The following is a 16306-nucleotide window of genomic DNA, read 5'->3' on the forward strand; positions in this document are numbered from 1 at the left end:
GTATGATGCGATTGTTGGGCAATAAAGCCAACGTAAAAGTTATTTCTGTAGTAGTAGCAGCTATTTTTATTATCGGTATTGGTGCATTAGCGTACACGCAGATGGCAGCACCTGCCTATGCGGCGTCAGAAAGTAATATCGGTGTTATTGATCAATCTAAACTATTGACCAATGATAGTCCTCTAGTAACTAATGCGGAAAAAGAATTTTCTGACTATCAAAATCAATTAAAGACAGAGTTCGAACAACAATCTGCTAACTTAGATGATCAGGGTAAACAAAAACTAAGTGCTCAGTTTAGAGATAAAATGCAGGCAAAACAAGAAGAAATTCAAAAAGGCTTGCAAGATAAAGTGGCAGAGGCCTCTAAATCAGTAGCAGAAGCAAAAGGATTGACAGTTATTTTGGATAAACGCGCTGTGTTATATGGTGGCGTAGATGTAACTGAACAGGTAAGTAAAAAACTTTCTAGTGATGCTAGTAAATAATATAAAAAAATAATGTATATTGTGAGCGATGGAATCTAGCAGACATACAGAAATTGTATAGCTATGATTTCATCGCTTAACTTACACATATGAATGATAGAGGGGAGGGATTGTGTGCGACGTACATATCGTTGGATTCTAGTAGGCCTTATCGTAGTAGGCGCTCTGTTAGGAGGTTACGGAATTCGACATTTTTTAGTACACCATGAGCCTACCGCTTCTTCTGTTACTAAAGTCGGCATTGTTCATCTGGATAAACTTATCGAAATCAATCCATCCTATCAAGAATATATACAGGCAAAGCATGAATTAGAAGAGTTAAAACAACAATATGTAAATGAGCAAGGCACATTGAATGCCAAGGCGAATGTACAATCATCACAGTTGGCGGCGATTGCGAGTGATTCTGCTTTTATACAGTCGTTAAATGATGAACTGCAAGCAAAAATTAAAGTAAAAGAAGATACGTTAAATGCAGATATGCAGCGACAACGACAAGCTTTGCTAGCTAAGTATTTACAAAACCATACATCGACAGCAACGGACATTGATTTACGCATTGTTAATTTACAATTAGATTTAGTAAGTCGTGTACAACGGGTTCCTCTTAATCAAGAAGATGCTAAACAAATCGCTGATGAAAAATCAGCTAAGGAATTAGAACTGAAACGACTATTAGCACAGAGAGGACCGGCTATCGAACGTGATATACAGCGTATACATGAGCAAGTCGACGCAGAACTAAAACCGATGCAAGTAAAAAAACAACAGGAACTAGAAGCCTATGCGAGCACCTTGCGTGCAGAACTTATTCGTAAGCGTGATGGTCATATAGAAGAACAAGCTCGTATGGTTATGAGTCACAACGATTTACCATCACCTGTTGAATGGAGTGGTCAATGGACTAAGCGAATACAGGACAAAGAAGCAGAAGTAAATTCTTTACATGAAGCAATTTTAGAAGATATTGAAATGCGTGTAGCGGTTATAGCTCAAGAAAAAGGACTTGACCTTGTTCTTACTGATGAAGTGAGTAATAATAAGGGTATAGATATTACCGATGAACTGATTGCTACCTACAAGGATACATAAAAGGAGTATAGATAGATGAATAAACGTTATAGCAAATTAATGATCTTAGGCGCCATGATGATGGGTGTAGTATCTGTGGCTGGCTGTGGACACCAAGATAAAATTGGTTATATTGACAGTAATAAAGTGATTGCAGAAAGTACAAAAGGTCAAGAAATCACACAGAAATTAAATGCAAAACATCAAGAAATTATGGGAAAAATAAAAGCGGCGGAAGATTCTCAAAATCAAGAAGAAATTCAAAAAGCCTATGCGGCAGCAGATCAAGAATACCAAATTTATGCAAAAGCTATGAAGAATGATTTACAAACCTATATGGAACGCAATATCGGCGAAGTGGCGAAAGAACAAGGTGTAACAGTGGTAGTTGATAAAAATGCTGTCGGTGGCGGTGGTGTAGATGTAACCGATGCATTATTAAAAAAGATTGGCACAGCTAAGCCAGCAGCTGATGCATCGACGTCTACAGCACCAGCAGATACGGGCTCTACAGAGAATAGTCAACCAGCACAATAATAGTCAATAGAAAGGAGCATATTAGGTGGAACACACGATATATTCATTAGCGCAAGCTGTTAGCGGACGAGTGGTAGGTGATGGAAATACCCTTATCTATGATACACGAAGCTTAGAACAAGCAGTAGAAGGAACAATTACATTTGCTATTGGTGAATATGTAGAGTATGTACCGCAAGTGAAAGCGAGCGCTGTTATCGTAGAAAAGGCTATACCAGAGGCACCTATGACACAAATTGTCGTGCCTAATGCCAAAGTGGCATTTGCCCGTATTCTTGAACTATTTCATCCACCTGTTATTATTGATCGCGTGGTGCATCCTACGGCGGTGATTGGCGATCATGTAAAGATGGGAAAAAATGTGGCGATTGGTGCCTATGCGGTCATTGCTGATAATGTGACTATCGGTGATAACGTCACTATTTACCCTCACACATATATTGGACATAATAGTCGAATTGGAGACGATACGACTATTTATACAGGCGCTATCATTCATGAGAACTGTGTGCTTGGTCAGCGTGTCGTTATACGAGCTAATGCTGTTATTGGTGGAGAAGGGTTTGGCTTTGCCACTGAAAATGGTAAACATCGACACATTCCTCAAGTGGGTAATGTTATATTAGAAGATGATGTGGAAGTGGGTTCTTGCACGTGTATTGATAATGCTACTATGGGATCTACCATGGTTCGTAGAGGCACTAAAATTGATAATTTAGTACATTTGGGTCATAATGTTGAAATTGGGGAAGATTGTTTCATCATTGCACAAGTGGGAATTGCTGGTAGTGCTAAATGTGGTAATCATGTTACATTTGCTGGACAAACTGGATGTACGGGGCATATAACTATTGGCGATAATGTTACATTTGCCGCAAAAACTGGGATTATAGGAAATGTGCCATCCGATGGTGTTTATGCAGGATTTCCTATGCGACCTCATAAACAATGGCTGAAAGTAGCAGCCTATGAAAATCGCCTACCAGAAATGGCGAAAATGATTAAGCAATTACAAAAAGAAGTGGAACAATTAAAAGCAAAGAAAGAGGATAAGTAATACTCTATGTATAGGTTTATGAAACTATTAAGTGCTTTTATTTGCATATTGCCCACAAGTTTGCAATATGCATTAGGCTCATTATTAGGGGAAATTATTTGGTTACTTTTACCACCTAAACGTCGTAAATTGGCGATTGCTCAAATTTTGTTTTGTCGTATTACGGAAGATAAACGAGAAGCTGTGCGTATTGCTAAGGCTAGTACGACTCGGTTTGGTAATATGATTATCGATGTGTTGCGATTTCCAGAAATTAAAGACGGTCAATATAGAGACATGATTCGATTTGAAGGACGTGAGCATTTAGATGATGCATTGGCATTAGGGAAAGGAGCTATCATTCTGTCCCTACATAGTGGCAACTGGGAACTCCTTGGTGGCGTATTAGCATCGGAAGGCTATCCGTTGATTTCTGTAGCGATGCAACAAGATGGTGGTGCCGATCGATTTATCAATGAATATCGAGCACTTATGCATCAACATGTAACGTATAAAACTGGGGTTCGAGAAATGATCGGTGAATTAAAAAAAGGCTCATTTATCGGCTTACTTATGGATCAGGACCCTGCGCATACAGGTGTTCTAGCACCTCTATTTGGCTATGAAACATTAACGGCTACAGGGGCCGCTTCATTGGCTCGTATGCAAGATTGTCCTATTATACCAGTAACGATTCACTATGATTGTTTTGAAAAGAAACATATTATTAACGTAGATCCACTGATCTATGCAGAGCATACGGACGATAAGAAACGGGATATAGTGGTGACAACAGTAGCGTTAAATGAAATTATTGAAGACCATATCCGTCGGTATCCAGAAGATTGGTTTTGGCTTCATAATCGTTGGAAATGGACTCGTCGCAAATATGCAGGCAAAATTGAAACACCACCCGATCCTATGACAGAATCCTTTCTTGTAAAAGACTAGGTGAATACTGTATAATACATATTGGATTATACTAGTGATTAAACATATTAGAAAGGAGGCCCTCATGATACTGCATGAAAAGACATTAAAAAAGTCAATTCAGTATAAGGGATCCGGACTTCATAGTGGTGCGCCTGTTACGATGGAGTTTAAACCTGCAAAAGAACGTACAGGGATAGTATTTGTACGGACTGATTTAGAAGGATGCCCATCTGTTAAGGCGAATATACAATATGTGACGAATACTATGAGAGCTACTACATTGGAAGATGGATTAGCGAAAGTATTTACCATTGAACATGTAATGGCTGCCTTTAATGCCATGGAAATTGATAATTGTATCGTTGAAATGAACTCTCCTGAACCTGCAGTGGCAGATGGGGGTAGTGCTACCTTCGTATCATTAATTAAAGAGGCCGGCATAGTAGAACAAGAAATAAAGCGATTAGTGTATTCGGTAAAACGAGCACATACGGTATATGATGCAGATAAATTTATTGCCATTGTACCTTATGATGGACTACGTGTTACCTTTACATCTATTAATCAACATCCATTATTAGGGACGCAGCACGCGGACTTTGTGATTACCCCAGCTACCTTTGAAAAAGAAATTGCCCCAGCGAGAACGATTGGATTCTTGCGAGAATTAGAACAGTTGCAAGCCATGGGATTGGCAAAAGGTGGCACCTTAGAAAATGCACTGGTCTATGATGATACACAGTGTTTGTCAGTACCTAAATTTGAAGATGAATTAGTGCGACATAAAATATTGGATATTTTAGGGGACTTATATTTATTAGGCCCTATACAAGGGCATATTATTGCCGTGAAATCGAGCCATGAATTAAACTCTCGATTATCTAGGAGTATTTTGGAAGAAATTATGGAGGACCAGTAACCATGATATTAACTGTCGAAGAAATTATGGAAATTTTACCACATCGTTATCCGATGTTATTAGTGGACAAGGTTATCGAATTAGAACCTATGAAACGAGCTGTGGGAATTAAAAATGCTACATTTAATGAAGCTTTCTTCCAAGGACACTTTCCAGGTAATCCAATTATGCCAGGTGTATTGATTACCGAAGCTATCGCACAAATCGGCGGATTAGCATTGTTATATCCAGAAGAAAATCGTGGACTTACACCCGTATTTACAGGCATTGATAAAGTACGTTTCCGCCATCCTGTTAAACCAGGTGATACGGTTCGTTTAGAAGCAGAAATTGTGAAAACTAAAGGGAAAATGGGAAAAGTGGCAGGTCGTGCATTAGTGGATGGTAAATTATGCGCTAGTGGTGAATATATGTTTGCCTTGGTAACTAAAGGTTAATTCTTGAAGTAGATGAGCATATAGTTATTACTATATCTACTGTCCAAGTAGTATTAGTAATAAGAACTAGATAGTAAGGAGTTGACATTTATGATAGTAGTAGGCATGGAACATGCTGATTCTAATATACATCCGACGGCCGTTATACATCCAAATGCCAAATTAGAAAAAGGAATAATCGTAGGACCAGGAGCTGTTATTGGCGAACATGTGGTGATTGGGGAAGACACAAAAATTGGGGCTAATGCTGTGATTGGTGGCTGGACTACTATTGGTAAACGCTGTGAAATTTATCCGAATGCGGCTATCGGCTTAGAACCACAAGATTTAAAATTTAAAGGGGAAAAAAGCTACTGCAATATTGGCGATGATACTGTTATTCGTGAATGTGTAACGATTAGCCGCGCTACGGGCGAAGGTGAAGAAACGCGAGTAGGCAATAATTGCTTGTTTCAAGCTTGCACGCATGTAGCTCACAATTGTATTGTAGGTAATCATGTCATTATGAGTAATTGTGCAGGATTAGCAGGTCACGCCATTGTAGAAGACCGCGTTGTTATTGGAGGACTTGCAGGCATTCATCAATTTGTAAAAATTGGACGTAATGCGATGGTTGGTGGCATGGCAAAAGTGGTACAAGATGTACCGCCTTATGTGATTGCCGATGGTCAACCAGCTCGCGTCATCGGTTTAAATTCTGTAGGCCTATCACGGGCAGGTATTTCTGAAGAAATTCGTCGTGATTTAAAGCAAGCCTTTCGCATTATTTATCGCTCTGGCTTTGGACTAACTCGTGCCATTGAAGAAATGGAGTTACAACTTAATTCGTCGGTGGAATTAGAAAATTTATTGCGCTTTTTGCGGAACGCTGATCGTGGTATTATGCGTACTCGCCGATCATAAGTCATGGTGACAAGAGGGACTGTAAGATCACAGCCCCTTTTTTATGTGTACTGATGGAATCAATACAATGTTTATGACGTATTTACTAATTTGGATAACATGATAAGGTGAGAGAAGTTATAGAAAGACGGAAAACGTTGCATGGATGGAACGGATTAGACGCAAAAATGACAGAATACATGCAAACTAGGAAGTAAGTTATAACACTAAGAGCATAGATGTCTTTAAAAGTTAACCAGTTTTCTTAGAATACGTATCTATGTGGCACATATGTGCTAATAAGTATGCTCAAAATCTGTAATTATTTTATGAGACACTGTGTGCTGATAGGTAAGAGAGAGTAACTCTGTTTATAATTGTATAAGACATGAAATGAATGAAATATATCGATATGAAAATCTTGGATTAGCAGATTGATGACGCGATGAAAATGGTTGTTAAGCCTTGATTTAATTGAATTAATCGGTATTTTATAGTACAATAAAATGTATCTATACTATAGAATAGGACGATAAGAAATAACCATAGAGTAGGAGGAATATGTAATGTCTCGAGTTGGACTCATTGCAGGGATAGGTGTTTTGCCAGTAGAGTTTATGAGGGCTGCCCAATCATTAGGACATGAAGTAGTCGTTGTAGCCGTTGTGGCAGGAGTTAATCCTGCACTAGCTGTGGAAGCCAATCAGTATTATGAGATTAATGCAGCTAAATTGAATAAAATTTTGAAGACCTTACATAAAGAAAATGTTGTAGACATAACTATGCTGGGCAAGGTAACAAAAGAACTACTGTTTAAAGGATTATCTATGCCAGATTTACGGGCTTTACAACTTTTAAATCGTTTGAGAAATCGAAAAGATGATACGATTATGTTAGCAATTGTCGACGAATTAGAGGCGGAAGGATTTCATGTGGTGGATCAAACAGTATATTTACAACCACTGATTCCTAAGGTAGGCGTATTGACCAAGAAAGGACCAACCAAAGAACAAATGGAAGACATTCGCTTTGGGTTTACCCTAGCAAAGCAGATGGGGGGGCTAGATATTGGTCAAACGGTAGTTGTTAAACATAAGGCGGCTATGGCTATCGAAGCAATCGAAGGTACCGATGCTTGCATTGTGCGAGGTGGCTCGTTGGGAAGAGGCGATACAGTAGTAGTTAAAACTGCTAAACCAAATCAAGATGTACGATTTGATGTACCCGCGGTTGGTCGTAGAACATTGGAATCGATGATAGAAAGTAATTGCCGTGTATTGGCCATTGAAGCAGGTCGAACTATTTTTGTGGAACAAGAAGAAGTGTTGGCACTAGCCAATAAAAAAGGAATTACGATTTGTGCTGTTAGTGAAGAAAGTTTACGAAAGGATGCATAAATGAAAGTGATGTTTTCCGCTGGAGAAGCGTCTGGTGATACGCATGCAGCTAAAGTAGCTAGTGCACTTACCGCCTTAGATCCTACAGTGACTATGTTCGGTATGGGTGGACAGCTTATGGCACAAGCAGGAGTTAACATTGTATATGATATTAAAAATCTAGGCATCATAGGATTTGTAGAAATTATACAAGCCCTCCCTAAATTTTTTAAACTTCGTGCCTATTTGCGACAAATTATGATAGACCAGCGCCCCGATGTTCTCGTCTGTGTGGACTACCCAGGGTTTAATATGAAATTGGCAAAAGTGGCACATGATTTAGGAATACCAGTGGTGTACTACATCGCTCCTACTATATGGGCGTGGCATAAAAGTCGAGGTAAGGACATAAAAAAATATGTAACAAAAGTTGCTTCTATTTTTCCATTTGAAGCAAAAGCCTATGAAGAATTTCACTGTGATGTAGAATTTGTAGGACATCCTTTGTTAGATATTGTGAAACCTACCATGACAAAAGAGAGGGCAAAACAATATTTTTCTGTATCACCAACGGGAAAACGCGTGTTATTAATGCCGGGTAGTCGTAAGCAAGAAATTATGAACCTATTGCCACCGATGCTAAAGGCTGCAGAAACAATGGCTGCCCAAGGGGAAGTTTCTTTTTTCTTACCCCGTGCACATACGATTAGTCTAGAAGAATTAGAACATGTGATTAGCCAATATACAGTGCCTATACAGGTTACAGAAGAATATACGTATGATCTTATGCAAATTTGTGATGCTTGCGTGGCGGCTTCTGGGACAGCTACGTTAGAAACAGCATTAATGGGATTACCAACCGTATTACTATATCGATTGTCACCAATTACGTATGGCATCGGAAAACTGGTAGTTAACGTACAGTTTGTAGGTTTGCCTAATATTATAGCGGGTACATCGGTTATTCCTGAATTGTTACAACAGGATGTGACACCAGATAACATTAGTAAAGCCTTACAACCTATGTTATATGATGATGTATATAGAACGCATATGATAGAAGAATTACATAGAGTACGATCATTATTAGGTCAAGAAGGTGCAGTTAATCGAGTGGCACAACTCATTAGTACAGTAGCACGAGGAGAAGCATAAATGAATAATTATAAACGGTTAGTGGTTTTTGTGAAACCCTATCGATGGCGCATGGTATTTGCTGTATTTTGTATGATTGTAGCAGCAGCAGCGTACCTTGTCGTACCTTGGTTGATTAAAAATGTAGTCGATGAAGTGTTACAAGCAAAAGCAATGTGGATGTTGAATTTAATAGTCGGCGCCATTTTAATTGTTTTCTTACTTCGCGGTTTTGCTACCTATGGTCAAACCTATAATATGTCCTATATTGGACAACGTGTCATTATTGATATTCGTGAAGCCTTGTTTAAGCATTTACAACGTATGTCATTATCTTACTTTGACCGACGTAAAACAGGCGTGATTATGAGCAATTTAACCAATGATGTAGGGGCATTACAATCGGCTATTGTAGAAAATTTAGTATCTATGGTTACCGAATCGGTTACATTGATTGGTTCATTTGTATCTATGTTGTTAATCGATTGGAAATTGACACTCGTTACGTTAATTACTGTGCCAATGGTATTAGGTATTATTAATATATTTGGAAAGCGATTGCGCCTAGCTGGTCATGACGTACAAGGAAGAACAGCGGATATTACTTCTTTATTACAAGAAACACTATCGGGTATTCGCGTGGTTAAATCATTTGCTCATGAAGACCATGAAATCAAGCGATTTACTACAGAAAATGAAAATAACTTTAGAGCAGTTATGAGGGCCACGAAACTAACTAGCTTGTTGAGTCCGTTGGTAGAGTTCTCAGCGGCCATTGCCATTACAGTAATTCTTTGGTATGGTGGATATTCCGTTGTAACTGGTAGCATAACGGCAGGCTCATTAATTGCATTTTTGATTTATGCAATCAACTTGTCGAATCCAGTCAAACGATTAAGTCAAGTGTATGGAAATATTCAAAAAGCTATGGCGGCTGGGGATCGTGTATTGGAAACATTAGATACACCAGAAGATGTAGTGGAAAAAGAAAATGCTATCGTTATGCCCCCAATTCAAGGGCATGTGGTGTTTGATCACGTAGATTTCACCTATGATGGTGAAAAAATGGCGCTACAAGATTTTTGTTTAGATGTAGAGCCTGGTGAAGTGACGGCTATCGTAGGCCCATCGGGGGCAGGGAAAACAACATTGGCTAATTTATTACCTCGCTTCTATGATGTGGCAAATGGCCGAGTATGCATTGATGGTATTGATGTGCGAGATGTTACATTTACCTCCTTGCGCGAGCAAATAGGCTTAGTACCGCAAGATACGATGCTATTTAATACGACAATTTGGGAAAATATTTTATATGGTAATTTAGCGGCTACCGATGAAGAAATAGTAGAAGCTGCAAAAGCGGCTAATGTGATGGAATTTGCTCAGAAATTACCTAATGGGTTAGACACTATTGTAGGAGAACGAGGTAATTCGTTGTCTGGTGGTCAACGGCAACGGGTGGCAATTGCGCGGGCCATTTTAAAAAATCCTAAAATTTTAATTCTAGATGAAGCGACGTCGGCACTTGATACAGAAAGTGAAAGATTAGTGCAAGAAGCGTTAGATAGACTTATGCGTGGACGGACGGCCTTTGTCATTGCCCATCGGTTAAGTACCATTCAAAATGCAGATCGCATTATCGTACTACAACAAGGAAAGTTGGTAGAACAAGGGACACATGAAGAATTATTAGCATTACCAAATGGAGTATATCAATATTTGCATTCAGTTCAATTTGCTGATAAAGGATTATAAATAACTATGTATTGGATTTATAATATACTGCTTATCATATATTGGTTGGGATTGATTCCTGTTATCCTATATCGATTAGCATTTGAAGAAGGTTTTTATGAACGGATTAAGCAGAGTGCTGGTTATATGCCGTTACCATTACTAAAAAAAATAGAAGGACGGCGTGCGATTTGGGTACATGCAGCTTCTGTAGGGGAAATTGTGGCGACCAGCCCCATTGTAAAAGCCATTAAACGGGATTTTCCAGAAGCAGTTGTAGTCGTATCTGTTGTTACTGCTACGGGACATGCTATGGCACATCGCATTATTCCTGAAGCTGATGGAATTATCTTTTTCCCTTTAGATTTGCCATATTTGACGAAAAAGATTTTGCATATTATCAAACCGATTACGATTTTACTCGTAGAAACTGAGATTTGGCCGAATTTCTTGCGCATTGCGGAAAAAGAAAAGATTCCCATTATGATGGTGAATGGGCGTATTAGTGATAGAAGCATGAAACGATATCGATATATTAGTGCGTTTACGAAAGAAATGTTAGGATCTATTAATCGTTTTTGCATGCAATCTAAATTTGATGCAGCCTATATTGAACAATTAGGTGCACCGGTACAAGACATTACAGTAACTGGCAATATGAAATACGATCAGACCTACGCTACTGTATCAGAAGAAGAAAAACAATCACTGTTAGACGAGTTTGGATTTTGTCATAACCATCCTATTATCGTAGCGGGAAGTACGCATAAAGGGGAAGAAGAAGCACTATTTCACACATTTATTACCGTATTACAAGCGTACCCACAAGCTAGAATGTTGATAGCTCCACGAGAAATTATGCGCGGTAAGGATGTACAAAATATTGCGAGTCGCTATGGACTTTTATCGATTTGTCGTAGTGCTATGAAAGAACCGGTTCACGAAGGTATTCCCATCGTCGTATTAGATACGATAGGTGAATTAGGGCGCTTATACAGTTTAGGAGATATTATTTTTGTAGGTGGCTCTTTAGTGAAAACGGGAGGGCATAATATTTTAGAACCTGCCGCACATAGCAAACCGATTGTGGTGGGACCACATATGTTTAATTTTAAAGAAATATTTAATTTATTACATAGTCGCCAGGCGTGCTTACAAGTACGTAATGGACATGAATTGACAGACACCATTCTTAGGTTGTGTGGAGATGCTCAACTACGTGAGGATATGGGATGTCATTGTATGGAGATTATGGCGGAAAACAAAGGGGCGACGCATCGAAATATAGAAGAAATACGAATGTTGTTTAAAAAGAAACATATCATTCCTTAGAAATGAGGTGAATATCTGTGAACCGTGATAGTATGTTTAAAATGATTATCGGTGGTCATGATGCATCTTTAGCGGGCGATATGGCTCGTGCTGGTCTTACAACAGCGAGTAGATTATATGGGCAAATTATGAATTTGCGCAATCGTAGATTTGATAAGGGCATCGGCGTCTATCATGCAGACGTCCCCGTTATTAGCGTCGGTAATATTACCGTAGGAGGTACGGGAAAGACACCGATGGTTCGTTATATTTGTGATATACTAAATACAGATGGCTATCATACGGCGGTGTTAAGTCGAGGTTATAAGGCGGAAAATAATAAAACGAGTCGCATCGTATCTCGCTTAGGAAACATCGATGTATCACCAACGATAAGTGGCGATGAAGCATGGCTTTTGGCAAAATCCTTGCCACAGTCCGATGTAATCATTGGCCGCTCTCGCGCTACATCGGCGGCATTAGCCACATCGTCTTTGGGAGCTAATCGGCTAGTGCTAGATGATGGCTTTCAACATAGACAACTGGATCGAGATTTGGATATCCTATTGATAGATGCATCGAATCCATTCGGCTTTGGGTATGTGTTACCTCGAGGTTTGTTGCGCGAACCACTAACGGGTCTGTCTAGAGCGGATATGATTATTATAACGAAGGTAGATCAGGTATCAGAGAGTGAATTGCTACAACTGCGACGTCAATTAAAACAATATGTGCCCCATATACCAATAGGAGAAGCCATTCATAAACCAACGACTATGTACACATTAGATGAATGGATGGATGGTAAAGCGGGACAACAGGTAAAGGCCTATGTTACGGATCCAATCATGACCGTTACGGGCATTGGTAATCCAGGGTCCTTTGAAATGACCTTGACAAGTCTTGGCTATACGAGTGTTCATTGTATGGCCTATGAGGATCATTACAATTTTATCAATGATGATTTAGTGGATATATGGTCTATGGCGTTTGCTAAAGGGGCGAAAGCCATTATTATTACAGAAAAAGATGCGGTAAAATTTAGCCAATTACCGGCGATTACTGATTTTAATATTCCTATTTATGTACTGGCCATAGGTATTGAATGTATAGAGGGAGAAGACCAATTACGCACATTAGTAAGGTCTTTGTAATAAGCCTTTATATCACGGTATACCTTGTAAAAGGGATAGAGGGATAAGGGAGATTGTATATATAGACATATGAGGGCCTGGATAGGCGTATATGCCTATCTAGCGTAGAAGTATAAGAGAAAGAAGGATCTATGATGAAGTTTGCATGTGTCATTCCATCACGATATGGGTCAACTCGATTGCCGGGAAAACCGTTGGCAGATATTGCAGGACGCCCTATGATTGAACGCGTATATGCACAAGTGTCTAAAGCAAAACGACCTGAAGTAGTCATTGTTGCTACCGATGATCAGCGTGTGTATGATGCGGTAGCAAAATTCGGTGGACATGTTGTTATGACTCGCGCCGACCATCCAACAGGCACGGATCGTCTGGCAGAAGTGGCTCTATCCCACGACGATATAGATGTCATTATTAATGTGCAAGGCGATGAACCCTTAATTGATCCCGCAATTATCGATGAACTAGCAGATGAATTTTTACAGGATAACACGTTACAGATGGCCACCGTAGCATCTCCGTTGTTGCCAGAGGAATATAACGAACCGTCAGCGGTTAAAGTCGTCTTAAATCGCAAGGGAAATGCTATGTATTTTTCTAGATCCTTGTTGCCCTATCCACGACATGATTTTGTAAGTCCTCCATTAAAGCATGTGGGTATCTATGCATATAAACGGGAATTTCTTTTAGATTATGCAAAGATGGCACCTACACCAGCAGAAGAAACAGAGTCTTTGGAGCAACTGAGAGCCTTAGAAAATGGGTATACGATTCGTGTGATTACTACGAAAGAGAGATTTATTGGCGTTGATACCATAGAGGATTTACAACTGGTAAATCAACTATGGGCGGATAAGGAGAAATAAATGAAAGAAGTTACAATTGGCAACCTCACAGTAGGTGGCGGTAAAGGTTTGTTTTTATTAGCAGGACCGTGCGTTATTGAAGACCCAGAACGGACACTTATGATTGGACGAAGAGCAAAGGAAATTTGCCAACGCGTGGGGATTCCATATATTTTCAAGGCTTCTTTTGATAAGGCGAATCGATCAAGCTATGGTTCTTTTAGAGGACCGGGCTTAGAAGAAGGCCTTCGCATTTTGGCACATATTAAACAAGAATTACAAGTGCCGATTGTGAGCGACATCCATTCCATTGAACAAATAGAACCAGCTGCAGAAGTGATCGACCTATTGCAAATCCCCGCATTTTTATGTAGACAAACTGATTTAGTATATGGAGCGGCTAAAACGGGAAAAGCAGTGAATATAAAAAAAGGTCAATTTATGGCACCTAACGATATGAAAAATGTGCTACATAAAATGCAGGAAACGGGAAATGATAATTTGATGCTCACCGAACGAGGGTTTAGTTTCGGCTATAATAATCTAGTAGTCGATATGCGCTCATTCCCGATTATGAGACGCTTTGACTATCCAGTGATTTTTGATGCGACCCATAGTGTACAATTACCTGGTGGTGCTGGTACTTCATCAAGTGGACAACGAGAATTTGTACCTAACCTTGCACGTGCTGCTGTTGCTAGTGGCGTGGATGGATTATTTATGGAAGTTCATGATAATCCTGAAGAAGCTTTATCGGATGGTCCTAACATGGTATATTTAGATGACCTAGAATCGTTATTAACAGATTTAGTGGCGATTGATAAGATTGTAAAAGGGTAATAGTAGTAATAGAGTCAGACGATTGATGTAATCGAGGCATTGACACATGTCGTAGGCGACTACAAGATAGAGTAGCGCTTATAAAGTTGTAGCGTTGGATAGAGGTGATATCGTGACCATATTAGAACAAGCAGCGCGCGTTCTCCATGAGGAAGCGCAAGCCATTGAAACATTAATTACTACACTCGATCACAACTTTGAAGAGGCCGTTACCATGATTATGGCATCCAGAGGACGTGTGATTTGTACAGGTATGGGAAAATCTGGACATATTGCTAGTAAAGTGGCGGCCACATTGGCGAGTACTGGAACGCCAGCCTTTTATCTACATCCTGCAGAAGGGGTACATGGCGATTTAGGCATGGTAACCCATGAAGATATTGTACTAGCTTTTTCTAATAGTGGAGAAACGAGCGAAGTGGTTAATTTATTACCATCCTTACGCCGTATTGGGGCTAAACTGATTAGTGTGGTAGGCAATCCGCATTCTACACTAGCTACGAATGCAGATATTACGCTACTAGTAGCCGTTGAGAAGGAAGCATGTCCCTTAGGGTTAGCACCGACTTCGAGCACGACGGCGGCGTTAGCCTTGGGAGATGCCTTGGCTGTCTGTTTGTTAGAAAGCTCTCACTTTACGCCAGAAAAATTTGCCATTTTTCATCCTGGTGGCTCTTTGGGACGTAAATTATTGATGACCGTAGAAAATGTCATGCATACGGGTGAACATAATCCCGTTGTACTAGATACTGATTCTGTACGAGATGCATTATTTGTTATGACGGATACAGGGTTAGGCGCTACGAATGTAGTGAATCGAGAGGGACGGTTAGTAGGCTTGGTGACAGACGGAGATATTCGTCGAGGTCTGGATAGAACACAAGATTTATTATCCATGCCTGTATCGTCTATGATGACGACGGCGCCAAGGACGATTACGAAAGATAAATTGGCAACGGAAGCGTTGCGCCAGATGGAACAAAATGAGCCAAGACCGATTACGGTATTACCAGTGGTCAATGAAGAATACCAATCGATTGGGCTTGTACATCTTACTGATTTGTTGCGAAAAGGTATTGTATAATGACGATTCGATGTGTATTGATGGATGTAGATGGGGTGTTAACAGATGGTGTTATTACCTATACATCTGATGGAAATGAAGTAAAAAACTTTCATGTAGCGGATGGCATGGGCCTTACAGCCTTGCGCACGCAGGGCATAAAAACGGGGATTATTACAGGGCGTACATCATCCATCGTAGAGCGACGAGCGAATGAACTACACATGGATGTGGTGCGAATGGGGGTGCGTAATAAAAGTGAAGCACTCCTCACCATTTGTAAGAACTTTCATTGGGAAGTGGAGGAAGTAGCCTATATAGGTGATGACTTAAATGATTTGGGTGCTTTACAATTGGCAGGCCTTGCCATTGCACCGGCGAATGCATGCGTAGAAGTGCGTAACGTCGCAGACTTTGTAACCACTCGCCACGGTGGTCATGGTGCTGTTCGTGAAGCGGCAGAATATATCATACATCAAAATGGTTCTTGGCAAGACGTGGTGGCACGATACGAGCGTGAACAATATGAAAAGGGACAATAAGTAG

General features: G+C 39.9%; 17 protein-coding genes. All 17 read left to right on the plus strand.

From position 1 onward, the window contains the following. Nucleotides 1–2 precede the first annotated feature (2 nt). On the plus strand, nucleotides 3–488 hold the full coding sequence (locus P6940_RS04955) for an OmpH family outer membrane protein (protein WP_028258154.1): 486 nt from the start codon (nucleotides 3–5) through the stop codon (nucleotides 486–488). Nucleotides 489–602: 114 nt separating this feature from the next. Beyond that, entirely contained in the window at nucleotides 603–1580 is a 978-nt protein-coding gene (locus tag P6940_RS04960; protein ID WP_028258155.1) for a hypothetical protein, read from the plus strand. Between the two features lie 15 nt (nucleotides 1581–1595). Continuing rightward, on the plus strand, nucleotides 1596–2096 hold the full coding sequence (locus P6940_RS04965) for an OmpH family outer membrane protein (RefSeq protein WP_028258156.1): 501 nt from the start codon (nucleotides 1596–1598) through the stop codon (nucleotides 2094–2096). A 25-nt stretch (nucleotides 2097–2121) separates the two neighbouring features. After that, nucleotides 2122–3153, plus strand: coding sequence for a UDP-3-O-(3-hydroxymyristoyl)glucosamine N-acyltransferase (gene lpxD / locus P6940_RS04970; RefSeq protein WP_028258157.1), 1032 nt, complete (start codon nucleotides 2122–2124; stop codon nucleotides 3151–3153). A gap of 6 nt (nucleotides 3154–3159) precedes the next feature. After that, entirely contained in the window at nucleotides 3160–4083 is a 924-nt protein-coding gene (locus P6940_RS04975) for a lysophospholipid acyltransferase family protein (RefSeq protein ID WP_038152654.1), read from the plus strand. Nucleotides 4084–4147: 64 nt separating this feature from the next. Continuing rightward, a complete protein-coding gene (lpxC, locus tag P6940_RS04980) occupies nucleotides 4148–4984 on the plus strand; it encodes a UDP-3-O-acyl-N-acetylglucosamine deacetylase (protein WP_277293382.1) in 837 nt (278 codons plus the stop codon). A gap of 2 nt (nucleotides 4985–4986) precedes the next feature. Further along, nucleotides 4987–5421: a 3-hydroxyacyl-ACP dehydratase FabZ gene (fabZ, locus tag P6940_RS04985; protein WP_277293383.1), complete on the plus strand. Its 435-nt coding sequence runs from the start codon at nucleotides 4987–4989 to the stop codon at nucleotides 5419–5421. 90 nt (nucleotides 5422–5511) lie between these two features. Beyond that, nucleotides 5512–6324 (plus strand): acyl-ACP--UDP-N-acetylglucosamine O-acyltransferase, encoded by an 813-nt coding sequence (gene lpxA, locus P6940_RS04990; RefSeq protein ID WP_028258161.1) that lies wholly within the window; start codon nucleotides 5512–5514, stop codon nucleotides 6322–6324. A gap of 545 nt (nucleotides 6325–6869) precedes the next feature. After that, nucleotides 6870–7700 (plus strand): LpxI family protein, encoded by an 831-nt coding sequence (locus P6940_RS04995; protein ID WP_277293384.1) that lies wholly within the window; start codon nucleotides 6870–6872, stop codon nucleotides 7698–7700. Beyond that, nucleotides 7701–8834: a lipid-A-disaccharide synthase gene (lpxB, locus tag P6940_RS05000; protein WP_277293385.1), complete on the plus strand. Its 1134-nt coding sequence runs from the start codon at nucleotides 7701–7703 to the stop codon at nucleotides 8832–8834. Beyond that, a complete protein-coding gene (locus tag P6940_RS05005) occupies nucleotides 8835–10568 on the plus strand; it encodes an ABC transporter ATP-binding protein (RefSeq protein ID WP_038152644.1) in 1734 nt (577 codons plus the stop codon). It begins immediately after the preceding gene. Nucleotides 10569–10574: 6 nt separating this feature from the next. Beyond that, on the plus strand, nucleotides 10575–11879 hold the full coding sequence (locus tag P6940_RS05010; RefSeq protein ID WP_277293386.1) for a 3-deoxy-D-manno-octulosonic acid transferase: 1305 nt from the start codon (nucleotides 10575–10577) through the stop codon (nucleotides 11877–11879). Between the two features lie 17 nt (nucleotides 11880–11896). After that, nucleotides 11897–13012: a tetraacyldisaccharide 4'-kinase gene (gene lpxK / locus P6940_RS05015; protein ID WP_277293387.1), complete on the plus strand. Its 1116-nt coding sequence runs from the start codon at nucleotides 11897–11899 to the stop codon at nucleotides 13010–13012. 134 nt (nucleotides 13013–13146) lie between these two features. Continuing rightward, a complete protein-coding gene (gene kdsB / locus P6940_RS05020; protein WP_277293403.1) occupies nucleotides 13147–13878 on the plus strand; it encodes a 3-deoxy-manno-octulosonate cytidylyltransferase in 732 nt (243 codons plus the stop codon). Next, nucleotides 13879–14697, plus strand: coding sequence for a 3-deoxy-8-phosphooctulonate synthase (kdsA, locus tag P6940_RS05025; RefSeq protein ID WP_277293388.1), 819 nt, complete (start codon nucleotides 13879–13881; stop codon nucleotides 14695–14697). A 112-nt stretch (nucleotides 14698–14809) separates the two neighbouring features. Next, entirely contained in the window at nucleotides 14810–15781 is a 972-nt protein-coding gene (locus P6940_RS05030; RefSeq protein ID WP_277293404.1) for a KpsF/GutQ family sugar-phosphate isomerase, read from the plus strand. Next, entirely contained in the window at nucleotides 15781–16302 is a 522-nt protein-coding gene (locus P6940_RS05035; RefSeq protein WP_277293389.1) for a KdsC family phosphatase, read from the plus strand. The genes P6940_RS05030 and P6940_RS05035 overlap by 1 nt, the downstream gene beginning before the upstream one ends. Nucleotides 16303–16306: the final 4 nt, after the last annotated feature.

Source organism: Veillonella montpellierensis (genome assembly GCF_947090115.1).
Lineage (GTDB): Bacteria > Bacillota > Negativicutes > Veillonellales > Veillonellaceae > Veillonella > Veillonella montpellierensis.

Coding starts and splice junctions, on each gene's coding strand:
- P6940_RS04955 (WP_028258154.1), top strand. CDS start 3: ATGATGCGATTGTTGGGCAATAAAGCCAACGTAAAAGTTATTTCTGTA.
- P6940_RS04965 (WP_028258156.1), top strand. CDS start 1,596: ATGAATAAACGTTATAGCAAATTAATGATCTTAGGCGCCATGATGATG.
- P6940_RS04975 (WP_038152654.1), top strand. CDS start 3,160: ATGTATAGGTTTATGAAACTATTAAGTGCTTTTATTTGCATATTGCCC.
- lpxC (WP_277293382.1), top strand. CDS start 4,148: ATGATACTGCATGAAAAGACATTAAAAAAGTCAATTCAGTATAAGGGA.
- fabZ (WP_277293383.1), top strand. CDS start 4,987: ATGATATTAACTGTCGAAGAAATTATGGAAATTTTACCACATCGTTAT.
- lpxA (WP_028258161.1), top strand. CDS start 5,512: ATGATAGTAGTAGGCATGGAACATGCTGATTCTAATATACATCCGACG.
- P6940_RS04995 (WP_277293384.1), top strand. CDS start 6,870: ATGTCTCGAGTTGGACTCATTGCAGGGATAGGTGTTTTGCCAGTAGAG.
- lpxB (WP_277293385.1), top strand. CDS start 7,701: ATGAAAGTGATGTTTTCCGCTGGAGAAGCGTCTGGTGATACGCATGCA.
- P6940_RS05005 (WP_038152644.1), top strand. CDS start 8,835: ATGAATAATTATAAACGGTTAGTGGTTTTTGTGAAACCCTATCGATGG.
- P6940_RS05010 (WP_277293386.1), top strand. CDS start 10,575: ATGTATTGGATTTATAATATACTGCTTATCATATATTGGTTGGGATTG.
- kdsB (WP_277293403.1), top strand. CDS start 13,147: ATGAAGTTTGCATGTGTCATTCCATCACGATATGGGTCAACTCGATTG.
- kdsA (WP_277293388.1), top strand. CDS start 13,879: ATGAAAGAAGTTACAATTGGCAACCTCACAGTAGGTGGCGGTAAAGGT.
- P6940_RS05035 (WP_277293389.1), top strand. CDS start 15,781: ATGACGATTCGATGTGTATTGATGGATGTAGATGGGGTGTTAACAGAT.